Here is a 13568-nt window from a genome sequence, read left to right on the forward strand (position 1 = left end):
AAAAAGATGCGAAATAAATCGCATCCGCTTTAAAGGTAAGAATCAGAGTTTAATTCCCTGACCTATTTTAATGGCGCAGGCAATATTACGCGCGCAGTTGAAGAGATTGGCTTCACCACTGGCGAGCACTTCGGCTAAAGGTGCCAGACGCGGCAGAATGCTGAATACCGCGTCGATACCGTACTGGTGCACCACTTCCACGCCATCACCCAATACGCCAGCAATCCCAATCACCGGTACATTAAACTGCTTCGCCACCGACGCCACGCCCAGCGGCGCTTTACCGCCTGCCGTTTGTGAATCAATGCGCCCTTCCCCGGTGATCACCAGTGTCGCTCCCTGCACCGCCTGCTCCAGGTTGACCGCCCGCAGTACAATCTCAATACCCGGTTTAATATCCGCATTGAGGAATACCGCCGCCGCAATACCCATACCGCCCGCTGCGCCGCCGCCCGCCATCTGACAGACATTGATTTCCGTTTGCTGCTGCAAAACACGGGCGAAATTTTGCAGCCCCTGCTCCAGCTCTTCGACCATTTCCGGCGTTGCCCCTTTTTGCGGACCAAACACCGCCGCCGCGCCGCGTGCCCCTACCAGCGGGTTATCGACATCGCACGCCACTTCAATATGGCAGCTCGCCAGACGCGGATCGCATTCCTCCATCTCAATACTTGCTACACGGGCTAAATTGCCACCGTTTGCCGCCAGCGCCTGACCGTCGGCATCAATGAAACGCACACCGAGCGCCTGCGCCATGCCCATACCGCCGTCCACCGTCGCGCTGCCACCAATGCCGAGAATAATATGGCGAATGCCGTTATCGAGTGCATGACGAATCAGCTCGCCGGTGCCATAACTTGACGCCAGCAACGGATTACGCTGTTCGGGCGCGACCAGCATCAGGCCACTTGCCGCCGCCATCTCAATCACCGCCGTTTTCCCGTCGCCGGTAAGACCATAAAAAGCATTCACTTTTTCGCCCATCGGCCCACAGACTTCAAGCGTCACGATGTTGCCGCCCGTCGCGGCGACCATCGCATCCACCGTACCTTCGCCGCCATCCGCTATCGGCAAACAGATATATTGCGCATCGGGAAAGAGGGTCGAAAACCCGGCTTTAATTGCCTGACAACATTTTTCTGCACTTAAGCTCTCTTTAAACGAGTCTGGCGCAATGACAATTTTCATTATCAATCCTTTTTTCAACAAATTATTTGATGCGTTCCCACGGAATAAGATTATCCATAAGAACAGCCAGTAAAATTCCGACCAGTAAGCCGTTACTGAGCAGAGGACGAAGCGTTAATGGAAGGTCCTGCAGATACACAGGCGGTAATGCCATTAAAAATATGCCAACAAATAACGGCAATGCGAGTCGATAAATATTGCGAGCGGTAAAGGTTATTTGCTGACTAAACACCAGCGCGGAAAAGAGTAAAGGTAGATAAGAAACCAGCATGACCGCGCTACTCACCGGTAAAGGGATACTACAAAACAGTCGCGTGAGTGCCGGAACCAGCGCCACCAGCAGGCAAATAACGCTGCCATAAATAAACGAACGCCGCGTGTAATCGCCGGTCTGGGTTAATAAACCAATGGATGAAACAAACGGTGAAAATGGAATTACCGCCAGCGGCACGGTTATCAGCGTCATAAATCCGGTCGCCACAAAGCTGCGCCGATAACGCGTATTTCCAGCGCCCTGTTGCGGATAAAAAACATCCGTACCGCGAATCGCACCGTAGGTATTGCTGATATTCACAAGCCCGGTAATCACCGCCGTCAGAATAATCCCCGGCGACAAAGCACCGCCACTGCCGAGCGGAAACCACTGCCAGTGCAATTCCCCGGAAAGCGAGTGCGAGGATGGAAAGCAAAAGTACCACAACAACCAGCCGGTTATTGTACCGACCAGCAGGCCATAACGGGCAAAACGTTGCGGCAGGAAGATAATCATCGCCAGCACCAGGCACATCACCGCCACCGCGAGCGCGAATGGCGCAAGCTGAATTTTAAAATTCGGGTCGGCAATGCCAAATGGCAGCCCAAGCATCCCCTTAAAAAAGATACTGGTCAGCTGTGCGCCCAGCATCAGCATAAACAGCACCATCACCGTCGGAGTAAATAACCGCGCCAGGCGATGACCTAATCCACTAAGTCCAATCAATATCGTCAGTACGCCGGAAATCGCAATGCCCACCGCCAGACTGGTGGCGATATCGTTGACAGGCGTTCCGCGCGATGCTTCGCCAAGAGTGATAGTGAGGATGGTTCCCCACCACAGGCCGCCCGGCCCTTCCATAATAGCGCGACGATGACCGCAGAACGCCTGGGCGAAGCAGGCCAGCGCAGTAGCAAGAAAAGCATATTGGGTGAGCGTAAGCAGACTACTTTGCGGCAACTGAAAAGCCGAAAGCAGCGTAGGAGGAACCACAACCGTGTTGCAAAAAATAAAGAAAAACCACTGAAATCCTGATAACAGGCTTTCGCGGCTGACTGCAAAATTGAACATAAACACACCTTAACCGGAGAATGCCCACCGCGAAGGCGGGCATTGCTGGGGCCAGATTACTGCTGATGTTTAAGGATAAATTGACCTTTCGGCGCAACAGGGAAGCCCTGTTCGATGTCGTAAATCACATCACCACGTAAGATGGTTTTCGTGATACGCGCGCCAATGGTACGGCCAACATACGGGCTGACTTTGTGGCGATATTCCAAATCGTCATTGGTAAGAACATAGCTGCTATTCGGCTGAATGAAGACAAAGTCGGCATCTTTTCCTGGGGCAATACGACCTTTTTGCTGCAGACCGAAAATATCTGCTGCATTAGTCGCCATTAATTTGCCAAACATTGCCAGAGACATACCGCGTTTCTGTACCGCTTCATCGAACATAACGTCCATGCAGCTTTGCAGACCGGCGATACCGCCCCATGCTTTCATGATGTTGCCAGCTTTCATTTCCGGCGGGCATGGAGAGTGGTCGGAAACCAGGCAGTCGATTTCACCGTTAAACAGTTTTTCCCACATGCCTTTCTGGTTTTCCAGATCGCGGATCGGCGGTGAACACTTCGCCAGGGTGCCAATTTCTTCGAACTGATCGGTATCCAGAACAAAGTAGTGCGGACAGGATTCACAGGTAACATCCTGACCTTCCTGACGAGCACGAGTCACTTCTTCAACACCTTCCGGGCTGCTGATGTGGCAAACGTGCAGACGACAACCGGCAACTTTCGCCAGGTACAATACGCGGCGAATCGCTTCCACTTCGGTAAATACCGGACGAGAAGCCACATAGTCATGTGCGGTTACGCGACCTTCACGTTTCGCTTCTTCGCCCAGCTCATCACAGATCAGGGCGTTTTCGCAGTGCACCAGCACCGGCTGCCCCATTTCGCCCAGCTTCTGCGCGCCTTTGAAGAACTGCCAGTCGTTTACGTCACGAAAGTCGTTGTCGATACCACGATCGCCACAGGTCGCAACGAAGCATTTGAAGCCGACAACGCCCACTTCATCCAGCTCGTGCAGACGGTCGATGTTGTAAGACACCAGGCCACCCAGTTGTGCCGCATCGACAGTCAACTTACCTTTAGCGGCGTCGAACTTCAGTTCAATCGATGCGCGGTCAACGGTTGCTGGCAACTGGTTGAGCGGCATTTCGATCATGGTGGTGATACCGCCTTTTGCCGCTGCGCGAGTGCCGGTTTCATAACCTTCCCAGTGGCTACGACCCGGTTCAGAAATGTGGCTGTGCGCATCGACCATACCCGGAGAAACGACCAGACCAGACGCATCCATAACTTCTTTTGCATCGCCCAGATCCTGACCGATAGCGGCAATTTTTCCGCCTTTAACGGCGATATCGACAACGCGAGCTTCGTTTTCTAAAATGACGGTGCCGTTTTTAATAATTAAATCAAAAGACATAACAAACTCCTTGTAAAATACAGATTGTTTTTTAACTCAATGTTCAATATCGGGATTAATTAACCTGTGACTTTTTGCTCTCCTGTTTTTTCTACTGCTGTGCGTTTCTTTAATAAGGCGTAGGCCGCAAAGGCGACGATAACGCCGACAAACCATGAAACTCGCGATAACGGTTCCATGACCGGAATAAATTTACCGCCGAGAGATAAAATAACCGCAACCAGAGTTACTGAGAATGCCGTGAGGTTAAAACCATTATCGTAATATTTAAAATCACCTGCTGCGGTGTACAGCTCGTCGAGATTAATTTGCCCGCGCATGACCACGAAATAATGCGCCATCATCACGCCAATGACTGGACCCAGCATCCCACCAATAATATCGAGGAACAGATAAATACTGTCCTGATTCTCCATTAATTTCCACGGACAGATCAGCAGGCTGATAATACTGGCAATCAGTACGCCGTTTTTATAGGTCAGTTTCGTCGGTGCAATAGCGGCAATCTGATAACCGGCCGGAATAATATTACCGGTGGCGTTCGTGGAAATGGTCGTCATCAGAATAACCAGTACCGCAAAGAACGAGGCAAACAGGCTGTCCCAACGCTGAACAATATCCAGCACGTTCCAGGTATCCGCGCCGTAATGAATACTGGCTCCGGCAATAATACTCACCCCAGCGACCGCAAACAGGATATAAGCAACCACTAAACCCAGCGTTTGCCCCAGCGCCTGCTCACGAAACGAGTGGGCGTTTTGCGTAAAGTCGGATGCGCTAACTGCTGGTGCCGCCCAGACTGCAACTACCGCGTTAATCACCACCAGGAACAGGAAGCCACTGTTTTCTGCTTTCTGAATACCGCTCGGAATGTAGTCGAGGATTGGACCAATCCCTACCAGCGAAATCGCCCAAATCGCCATGCCGCCGAAAACGATATAGATGCACGGGTTAAGAATAGCGGTGAATTTATTTAATACTTTGCCGCCACCGAAGCCGATACCGACGTTCACCAGCCAGAAGAGCAAGAAGGTAATCAAGCCGGGCAGCGAAAGCCCTAACAGAGTGAAATCACCACCGAGAGTTAAAAATCCCGGCCAGATTTTGCCAATCAGAATCAAAAACGCCAGCGATCCGGCATAACACTGCAAACCAAACCACATAATGGCGGCAATCCCGCCTCTTAATAGTCCGGGAAACAGTGCGCCACGCACGCCATAAGAAGCTCGCAGGATCATGGCAAAAGGCACACCGTATTTACTGCCCGCAGCACCGTTTAATACCATTACCGCAGCAATAAAAAAGGCGCTAAGGATAATTGCCAGCATAATACTAAAAGTAGACAAGCCGAGAATAAAAAAGCCGCCGACCATTACATAATTGGGAACGTTATGAACCGAACCCATCCATAAGGTAAAGTAGTTAAATGTTTTCCAGGTACGTTGATTTTGCGTTTTCGGTAATAAATCTTCGCTATATCCGCGTTGCTGGAATAGTTTTCTCTGATGTTCCATAAATCCCTCTTAATTTCACGTATCGAATAACGCTGTTTTAATCTAGCTATGAGGAACTAATAAAATAAAAAATAGTTTTTTTAATACTGAAGCAACATCGTTGGCTGCTTTCTTTTTTTACTGCTGGCCGAATCAATTATTTGATATCGGCCATTTTTATTGCAGGCATCGAGGCTTCATCGGCAACGATGCCTTTTTATCAGGCGAGTTTATGATTCGCCATTAACTCCAGCGCCTGCACTAACGCAGAGTGATCCAACTGGCTGCCGCCGTTTGCCGCACAGGTATTAAATAACTCCTGGCAGGTTGCGGTGTTTGGCAGATTCAGCGCCAGTGCTTTCGCACTTTGCAGCGCCAGGTTGAGATCTTTCTGGCGCAGAGCAATTTTGAAGCCCGGATTAAAGGTACGTTTAATCATGCGCTCACCGTGAACTTCCAGAATGCGCGAGGAAGCAAAGCCGCCCATCAGCGCCTGGCGCACACGCACCGGATCGGCACCGGCTTTTGAAGCAAACAGCAGGGCTTCAGAAACCGCTTCAATATTGAGCGCCACGATAATCTGGTTTGCTACTTTACAGGTCTGACCGTCGCCGTTACCGCCCACGAGGGTGATATTTTTACCGAGCAGTTCAAACAGCGGTTTAACACGTTCAAATACCGCTTCGTCACCGCCAACCATAATTGACAATGTCCCTTCACGGGCGCCGATTTCGCCGCCGGAGACTGGCGCGTCGAGATAATCGCCGCCCAGTTCATTCACCTGACGGGCGAAACGTTTAGTTTCAATCGGTGAAATGGAACTCATATCAACAATGGTTTTGCCCTTCAGCGAGGCTTTGGTACAACCATTTTCACCAAACAGCACTTCTTCAACGTGCGGCGTATCCGGCACCATAATAAAAATGATGTCTGACGCTTCTGTTACCTTGCGCGCAGTTTCAACACCGACGGCACCGAGAGACAGTAATTCGTCAGCCACCGGACCGATGGTTGTGACATGCAGTTGATGACCGGCACGCGCCAGATTAATGGCCATCGGAGTACCCATAATGCCTAAGCCAATAAATCCCAGTTTCATAATTAACCTCTTTTAAATATCGGTATTCCTGAATGCAGACAACACGATCCCCTGCCGACGTAGCGGCCTAAAAAAGCATTGTCTGAACAGCGTTACGTTTTAACGGTACGGTTTCATCCAGCCTAAACCGGCTTCCGTGGTGGTTTGGGGTTTATATTCACAGCCAACCCAACCGTTGTAGTCAGAATTTTCAATTATCTTAAAGAGATAATCATAATTAATTTCTCCGGTTCCCGGTTCGCCACGATGTGGATTATCGGCGATTTGCAGATGTCCAATTTTATCGGCCCATTGGATCATGGTGTTGGTTAATTCACCTTCCATCCGCTGCATGTGATAAATGTCATACTGAATTTTCAAATTGCAGCAGCCTACATCGTCAATCAGTTTCAACGCCTGCTGAGTTCCGGTGAGATGGAAACCAGGAATATCAAAATGGTTGATAGGCTCAATCAGTAATAAAATATCTTCTTTCATCAACATATTCGCGGCATAACGCAGGTTTTCCACAAGCGTTGCGTGAATCTGTTCACTGCTGAAACCCGCCGGAGTTTTACCGACCAGACAGTTGATTTTTTTATTACCCAGCGCACGAGCATAACGAATCGCCGCTGCTACGCCATCACGAAACTCTTCTTCACGGCCAGGAATACAGGCAATACCCCGCTCGCCAGCCGCCCAGTCACCCGCAGGTAAATTATGCAGCGTATGCTCGAGTTTATTACTCGCCAGCACCTGTTTTAATTCTTCAATGTCGTAGTCATAAGGAAACATAAATTCAACGCCGCGAAAACCACACTGCGCGGCTTTCTCAAAACGGGCGAGAAAATCATATTCGCCAAATAACATCGATAAATTAGCAGAGAAACGTAACATTATTTATATCCCTTATTCATAGTGCATGAAGCAGGTTTCAGTCGGCGCGTCCACTGCGTTATCGGCGATATCTTCAAATTCCATGACGTTATCCAGTTCGCTACCCATAGAAATATTGGTTACTCGCTCCAGCATAATTTCTACCACCACCGGGACACGGTACTGATTCATTAAGACTTTCGCTTGTTCAAAGGCCGGAGCAATATCTTCCGGTTTGAAAACGCGAATCGCTTTACAGCCTAAACCTTCCGCCACTTTCACGTGGTCAACGCCGTAACCGTTCACATCACTGGAGTTAATATTTTCAAACGCGAGCTGTACGCAGTAATCCATATCAAATGCGCGCTGCGACTGACGAATCAGGCCGAGATAGGCGTTATTGACCAGCACATGGATGTACGGAATGTTGAACTGGGCGCCAACGGCTAATTCTTCAATCAGGAACTGGAAGTCGAAGTCACCGGAAATCGCCACCACATTACGCTCTGGATCAGCAGCACACACACCCAGCGCCGCCGGAATGGTCCAGCCCAGCGGGCCTGCCTGACCACAGTTGATCCAGTGACGGTCTTTAAAGACATGCAGCATTTGCGCCGCAGCAATTTGTGACAGGCCGATGGTAGTGACATAGCAAACATCGCGACCAAAGGCTTTGTTCATCTCTTCATACACGCGCTGCGGTTTCACCGGCACGTTGTCGAAGTGAGTTTTACGCAGCAAAGTACGTTTGCGTTGCTGGCAGTCGGCGACCCACTCTTTACGGCACGGCAGACGACCGGCTTTTTGCATCTCCTGCGCCACTTCAACCAGCAGCGTCAGTGCCGCTTTGGCGTCGGAGACAATACCCAGATCCGGGCACAGTACGCGGCCAATTTGCGTCGGCTCAATATCGATATGAACGATTTTGCGCCCTTCGGTGTATTTCTCTACCGAACCGGTATGACGGTTCGCAAAACGGTTACCGATACCAAACACCATGTCGGACGCCAGAAGCGTTGCGTTACCGTAACGATGTGCGGTTTGCAGACCCACCATCCCGGCCATCAGTTCATGATCGTCCGGGATACAGCCCCAGCCCATCAGCGTTGGGATCACCGGAACGCTGGTCAGTTCAGCAAACTGTTGTAACAGTGCAGCTGCGTCAGCATTGATTACCCCGCCCCCGGCAACAATCACCGGACGTTCGGCCTGAATTAACATTTCTACAGCTTTTTCGATCTGCATACGGCTGGCAGCAGGTTTGTAGACCGGCAGCGGTTCGTACATGTCAGGATCAAACTCGATTTCCGCAACCTGTACGTCGAACGGTAAATCCACCAGTACCGGACCCGGACGACCAGAACGCATCAGGTGAAATGCCTGTTGCAGCACACGAGGCACCAGCGCCGCTTCACGTACTGTAACCGCCATTTTGCTGACCGGTTTAGCAATTGCTTCAATATCAACGGCCTGGAAATCTTCTTTATGCAGACGGGCGCGCGGAGCCTGGCCGGTAATGCACAGAATAGGAATGGAATCAGCAGAAGCGGAATAGAGCGCGGTGATCATGTCAGTGCCTGCTGGTCCCGAGGTTCCCAGACATACGCCGATATTCCCTGCCGTTGCGCGGGTGTAGCCTTCCGCCATGTGCGACGCACCTTCCACGTGACGCGCCAGAATGTGACGAATACCGCCGTGCTTACGCATCGCTGAGTAGAAAGGATTGATTGCTGCTCCCGGAACGCCGAAGGCGGTGGTGATACCTTCTTTCTCCAGCACATACATTGCCGCGTCAACGGCTCTCATTTTTGCCATTTTATTCCTACCTCTATTAATTGGAAAAATTTTCCAACTTTCAAATTTTGTCAAAAAAACCCGCTCCGCAGAGCGGGATGCGACAGACACTATGGATGTGCTTTCAGTCCCAACGCCGTGCTGATATCGCGGGCGGTGTCTCTTACCAGCTCACCCTGACTGACAAAACGATCTTCTGTCAGTCTTGATGAAGGCCCGGAGATGGAGATAGCAGCAACAACACTACCCACATCATCATAAATTGCTGAAGCTATGCAATTCAGGCCAACAACATGCTCTTCTTTATCTACGGTATAGCCCAGTTCACGCGCTTGTTCCAGATCCTTCAGCAAGGTGGGCATATCCACAAGCGTAGTTGGCGTAAACTGCTGCAAACCGGTTTGCAGGATGATGCTCATCAGCTCCTCTTCCGCCAGCGGATAAAGCAGCGCCTTGCCTGCGCCGGAAGCATGTAACGGCAGACGACTGCCCAGCGGCGCACACATCCTGACCATCGATTTACACTCTAACTGACCAATTAATACCGCTTCATTGCCGTTACGAATCGCGACATTGACCGTCTCGCCGGAAAGCAACATCAGGCGGCGCATAAACGGCCCGGCGACGGAGAGGACATCGCGGTTATGGATGTACGCCGCTCCGACGTTAAAGACACCTAATCCTATATGCCACCAGCCTAACTGACTGTCCTGGTAGACAAAATCTGCAGCCTGTAAAACCTTCAGCAGGCGAAAGGTCGTGGAGAGCGGCAAATCCAGATTGAGAGAAATATCGCTAACCGACGAACTTCCCCCACTTTTTTCCAGATATTGCAGAATCGCAATTCCCCGCTCTAACGCCTGTGCGCCCTTCTGTGCCACAGGCTCCGCCTGTCCTGGCCTGCCGCGCCGTCTAACTTCCGTCATACCTACGTTAACTCCGACCTACAAGTGAGCATAAACAATGAACAATTCGTTTATCTTATGCAAGTCGGTTTCAGGCGTCACGCAAAACAGAGTTCCTGTTCAGGAATACTTTCAACATCACAGTTGTCGCTGCCGCCGCGATCGATGGTCAGAAAATCAGTGACTCGCTGCCAGGCGAAAAGCGGGTGATGCCAGACATTACGATGGTAATTCACGCCCTGCTCACCGTTGGTGATAAACGCCCGCAGCGTTGACAGATCTGGAGTTTCATCGCCTAACGCCACGACCACCACAAACGCTTCGCCTTTCATCGGGATAAACGCCTGAGTGCCCAGCGGATGACGCTCAAGTTCATGAATGGTCAGCGGCAGATTCGCCGGTTGCGCGCGGTTAATGCTGATAAGCGTACGGTCTTGCTCAAGAATCTCAACCAGCGCCAAATCGTGATAACGCTCCACCAGTCCATTGTTAATATGGAAAAAATCCCGTTGCTGCGTTTCGATTACGTCGCCATAAGCACTGAAGGCTTCCTGACTTAACGGTAATACCTGAAGTTTCATCTTTTTGTCCTTGTAACATAATTCCGTTCAACCAGCGCCGACCGGTCAGCTTGGTTTCAATAACAGGCAATCTAAAACCTTAAGAGAACAACATCAACACAAAAGTTGGAATATTTTTCCAAAACTAGATTTAGCCCACAAATCACGCAGGGTTATCATGTAAAAATACAGGTAAATAAAAGGACAGAAAATCACGCAACTTGCTGATTTAAAAAGGGGATGCCTGAAGATGTTCGATCCAGAAACCTTGCGTACTTTCATTGCGGTTGCTGAAACAGGAAGTTTTTCAAAAGCGGCAGAACGATTATGTAAAACCACGGCGACCATCAGTTATCGCATTAAACTTCTGGAAGAAAATACCGGGGTGGCACTGTTTTTCCGCACCACTCGCAGCGTGACATTGACAGCGGCTGGCGAGCATCTGCTTTGTCAGGCCAGAGACTGGCTGAGCTGGCTGGAAAGTATGCCCAGCGAGCTGCAACAGGTGAATGATGGCGTAGAACGCCAGGTAAACATCGTCATCAACAACCTGCTCTACAACTCCCAGGCCGTCGCCCAACTGCTGGCGTGGCTGAACGAACGTTACCCCTTTACCCAGTTTCACATCTCCAGACAAATCTATATGGGCGTCTGGGACTCACTATTGTACGAAGGTTTTTCACTGGCTATCGGCGTCACAGGAACCGAGGCGCTGGCAAATACTTTTAGCCTTGATCCTTTAGGTTCGGTGCAATGGCGCTTTGTCATGGCGGCGGATCATCCGCTGGCGAACGTTGAAGAGCCGCTCACAGAAGCGCAGTTACGGCGCTTTCCGGCGGTCAATATTGAAGACAGCGCCCGCACCTTAACCAAGCGAGTCGCCTGGCGATTGCCGGGGCAAAAAGAGATTCTCGTTCCGGACATGGAGACGAAAATCGCCGCCCATCTGGCGGGCGTTGGCATTGGTTTTTTGCCAAAATCACTTTGCCAGTCAATGATCGATAATCAACAACTGGTCAGCCGGGTCATCCCAACGATGCGCCCTCCTTCGCCATTGAGTCTGGCATGGCGCAAATTTGGTAGCGGCAAAGCGGTAGAAGATATTGTGACCTTGTTTACCCAGCGCAGACCAGAAATCAGCGGATTTTTAGAAATTTTCGGCAACTCACACAGTTAAAAATCAAGTTTCCTCGCGCGTTGGCGCGTAAAATAGCGCGCAAGCTGATTTGAGGTTCACTTTTAACTATGCAAGAGAGACACACGGAACAGGACTATCGTGCCCTGCTGATTGCTGATACGCCCATTATTGATGTTCGCGCCCCCATTGAGTTTGAGCAAGGCGCAATGCCCGCCGCTATCAACCTGCCGTTAATGAATAACGATGAACGCGCCGCCGTTGGCACCTGCTATAAACAGCAAGGGTCAGACGCGGCGCTGGCGCTGGGGCATAAACTGGTGGCGGGTGAAATTCGTCAGCAGCGCATGGATGCCAGGCGGGCAGCGTGCCTGCAAAATCCGCAAGGTATTCTCTGCTGCGCCCGTGGCGGTCAACGTTCACATATTGTGCAACGCTGGCTGCATGAAGCGGGGATTGATTATCCGCTGGTGGAAGGCGGTTATAAGGCACTGCGCCAGGCCGCAATTCAGGCGACCATTGAACTGTCACAAAAACCGATAGTGCTGATTGGCGGTTGTACCGGCAGTGGTAAAACGCTGTTAGTGCAGCAACAGCCGAACGGTGTTGATCTGGAAGGGCTGGCGCGTCATCGCGGCTCTGCTTTTGGTCGTACGTTGCAACCGCAACTTAGCCAGGCGAGTTTTGAAAACCTGCTAGCTGCCGAAATGCTAAAAACCGACGCCCGTCAGAATCTACGCCTGTGGGTACTGGAAGATGAAAGCCGGATGATTGGTTCTAATCACCTGCCGGAATGTCTGCGCGAGCGAATGACCCAGGCGGCGATTGCTGTGGTGGAAGACCCGTTTGAGATCCGTCTTGAACGCCTGAACGAAGAATATTTCTTGCGTATGCATCATGATTTTACCCACGCGTACGGCGACGAACAGGGCTGGCAAGAGTATTGCGAGTACCTGCATCACGGACTTTCGGGGATTAAGCGTCGGCTGGGACTACAACGATATAACGAACTGGCTGCCCGACTGGATGCGGCGCTGACAACGCAACTCACAACCGGCAGCACCGACGGTCATCTGGCCTGGCTGGTGCCGTTACTTGAAGAGTATTACGACCCGATGTATCGCTATCAGCTTGAGAAAAAAGCAGAAAAAGTTGTTTTTCGCGGTGAGTGGGCGGAAGTGATGGAGTGGGTTAAGGCGCAGTGAGGAGCGGTATTCTGAAACGGCGGTTGTCGTGAGAACAGAATGATTGCAACAGAATACAGATATAAAAAAACCGACATGACAGTCGGTTTTTTTATTTTTCCGCCCGAGAGTTGGTGGTTCTGGGCAGAGATGAAACAGTCCTCATCTAGCAAGTGAATTATAAGTCAGGATACCTACATATTCAAACAGCTATGCCGGCGATACAATCCCGACGCTAGTAATGATACTGCCTCAAGGGATTACCGCAGTGCGGAAAAGTACTTTTAAGTCCTGGTCAGGATACAGGTGGTGCTGATTCTGGTGCTCTGATTTGGAGAGAGGCAGTCCTCATCTAGCACATGAAGGAAAATCATAGTTACAGGCAACGTAAGGGTAAGCTGTGATTGTCTTTCTCCCTTAAGGGAGCAACGGATGAAAACTTTTCTCGATAAAGTTCTCATCGTTCTTAAGGCGCTGATCGCGCTGCTGGAACTGATCCGCCAGTTTATTGAATAACTGAGGAAACGTAGCTAAGGCCGAAGGTTTACCACCTTCGGCCTTTAACAAAACCGGCATGACAGTCGGTTTCAGATTGTTGCCAAAGGGCGCACTA

General features: G+C 50.7%; 12 protein-coding genes. 3 read left to right on the forward strand and 9 right to left on the reverse strand.

Annotated elements, in window-relative coordinates:
• Window positions 1-42: 42 nt before the first annotated feature.
• From glxK to allA, 9 genes are all read right to left on the reverse strand, one after another.
• The gene (glxK, locus tag HEN21_RS02965; protein WP_105284693.1) at window positions 43-1188 is read right to left on the reverse strand and encodes a glycerate 3-kinase; all 1146 of its coding nucleotides are present in this window, start codon (window positions 1186-1188) and stop codon (window positions 43-45) included.
• A 22-nt stretch (window positions 1189-1210) separates the two neighbouring features.
• Window positions 1211-2512 (reverse strand): uracil/xanthine transporter, encoded by a 1302-nt coding sequence (locus tag HEN21_RS02970; protein ID WP_021550375.1) that lies wholly within the window; start codon window positions 2510-2512, stop codon window positions 1211-1213.
• Between the two features lie 56 nt (window positions 2513-2568).
• A complete protein-coding gene (allB, locus tag HEN21_RS02975) occupies window positions 2569-3930 on the reverse strand; it encodes an allantoinase AllB (protein ID WP_000006875.1) in 1362 nt (453 codons plus the stop codon).
• Between the two features lie 59 nt (window positions 3931-3989).
• Window positions 3990-5444, reverse strand: a complete 1455-nt coding sequence (locus tag HEN21_RS02980) for an allantoin transporter (RefSeq protein WP_021550374.1) — start codon at window positions 5442-5444, stop codon at window positions 3990-3992.
• Between the two features lie 199 nt (window positions 5445-5643).
• Window positions 5644-6522, reverse strand: a complete 879-nt coding sequence (gene glxR / locus HEN21_RS02985) for a 2-hydroxy-3-oxopropionate reductase (RefSeq protein WP_176251641.1) — start codon at window positions 6520-6522, stop codon at window positions 5644-5646.
• A 99-nt stretch (window positions 6523-6621) separates the two neighbouring features.
• On the reverse strand, window positions 6622-7398 hold the full coding sequence (gene hyi, locus HEN21_RS02990) for a hydroxypyruvate isomerase (protein WP_000943551.1): 777 nt from the start codon (window positions 7396-7398) through the stop codon (window positions 6622-6624).
• A gap of 12 nt (window positions 7399-7410) precedes the next feature.
• Complete coding sequence (gcl, locus tag HEN21_RS02995; protein WP_010354961.1) at window positions 7411-9192, reverse strand: glyoxylate carboligase; 1782 nt, start codon at window positions 9190-9192, stop codon at window positions 7411-7413.
• 89 nt (window positions 9193-9281) lie between these two features.
• Window positions 9282-10097 carry an HTH-type transcriptional repressor AllR gene (gene allR, locus HEN21_RS03000; protein WP_000141275.1) on the reverse strand — a complete coding sequence of 272 codons (816 nt, stop codon included), beginning with the start codon at window positions 10095-10097 and terminating at the stop codon, window positions 9282-9284.
• A 77-nt stretch (window positions 10098-10174) separates the two neighbouring features.
• Window positions 10175-10657 carry an ureidoglycolate lyase gene (gene allA, locus HEN21_RS03005; RefSeq protein WP_000776382.1) on the reverse strand — a complete coding sequence of 161 codons (483 nt, stop codon included), beginning with the start codon at window positions 10655-10657 and terminating at the stop codon, window positions 10175-10177.
• A 229-nt stretch (window positions 10658-10886) separates the two neighbouring features.
• Here allA and allS point away from each other — a divergent pair, with 229 nt between their 5' ends.
• From allS to dinQ, 3 genes are all read left to right on the forward strand, one after another.
• Entirely contained in the window at window positions 10887-11813 is a 927-nt protein-coding gene (gene allS, locus HEN21_RS03010) for an HTH-type transcriptional activator AllS (protein ID WP_016159158.1), read from the forward strand.
• A gap of 68 nt (window positions 11814-11881) precedes the next feature.
• A complete protein-coding gene (gene mnmH / locus HEN21_RS03015; RefSeq protein ID WP_176251642.1) occupies window positions 11882-12976 on the forward strand; it encodes a tRNA 2-selenouridine(34) synthase MnmH in 1095 nt (364 codons plus the stop codon).
• A gap of 411 nt (window positions 12977-13387) precedes the next feature.
• Window positions 13388-13471 (forward strand): damage-inducible type I toxin DinQ, encoded by an 84-nt coding sequence (dinQ, locus tag HEN21_RS23360; protein ID WP_349808740.1) that lies wholly within the window; start codon window positions 13388-13390, stop codon window positions 13469-13471.
• The last annotated feature ends 97 nt before the right edge of the window (window positions 13472-13568 follow it).

The sequence above is a fragment of the Escherichia sp. 93.1518 genome, assembly GCF_013368915.2.
In the GTDB taxonomy this organism is placed as follows: domain Bacteria; phylum Pseudomonadota; class Gammaproteobacteria; order Enterobacterales; family Enterobacteriaceae; genus Escherichia; species Escherichia ruysiae.

Excerpts from the sequence above, each read along its gene's own strand:
- glxK (WP_105284693.1), bottom strand. The coding sequence starts at position 1,188 with ATGAAAATTGTCATTGCGCCAGACTCGTTTAAAGAGAGCTTAAGTGCA.
- HEN21_RS02970 (WP_021550375.1), bottom strand. The coding sequence starts at position 2,512 with ATGTTCAATTTTGCAGTCAGCCGCGAAAGCCTGTTATCAGGATTTCAG.
- allB (WP_000006875.1), bottom strand. The coding sequence starts at position 3,930 with ATGTCTTTTGATTTAATTATTAAAAACGGCACCGTCATTTTAGAAAAC.
- HEN21_RS02980 (WP_021550374.1), bottom strand. The coding sequence starts at position 5,444 with ATGGAACATCAGAGAAAACTATTCCAGCAACGCGGATATAGCGAAGAT.
- glxR (WP_176251641.1), bottom strand. The coding sequence starts at position 6,522 with ATGAAACTGGGATTTATTGGCTTAGGCATTATGGGTACTCCGATGGCC.
- hyi (WP_000943551.1), bottom strand. The coding sequence starts at position 7,398 with ATGTTACGTTTCTCTGCTAATTTATCGATGTTATTTGGCGAATATGAT.
- gcl (WP_010354961.1), bottom strand. The coding sequence starts at position 9,192 with ATGGCAAAAATGAGAGCCGTTGACGCGGCAATGTATGTGCTGGAGAAA.
- allR (WP_000141275.1), bottom strand. The coding sequence starts at position 10,097 with ATGACGGAAGTTAGACGGCGCGGCAGGCCAGGACAGGCGGAGCCTGTG.
- allA (WP_000776382.1), bottom strand. The coding sequence starts at position 10,657 with ATGAAACTTCAGGTATTACCGTTAAGTCAGGAAGCCTTCAGTGCTTAT.
- allS (WP_016159158.1), top strand. The coding sequence starts at position 10,887 with ATGTTCGATCCAGAAACCTTGCGTACTTTCATTGCGGTTGCTGAAACA.
- mnmH (WP_176251642.1), top strand. The coding sequence starts at position 11,882 with ATGCAAGAGAGACACACGGAACAGGACTATCGTGCCCTGCTGATTGCT.
- dinQ (WP_349808740.1), top strand. The coding sequence starts at position 13,388 with ATGAAAACTTTTCTCGATAAAGTTCTCATCGTTCTTAAGGCGCTGATC.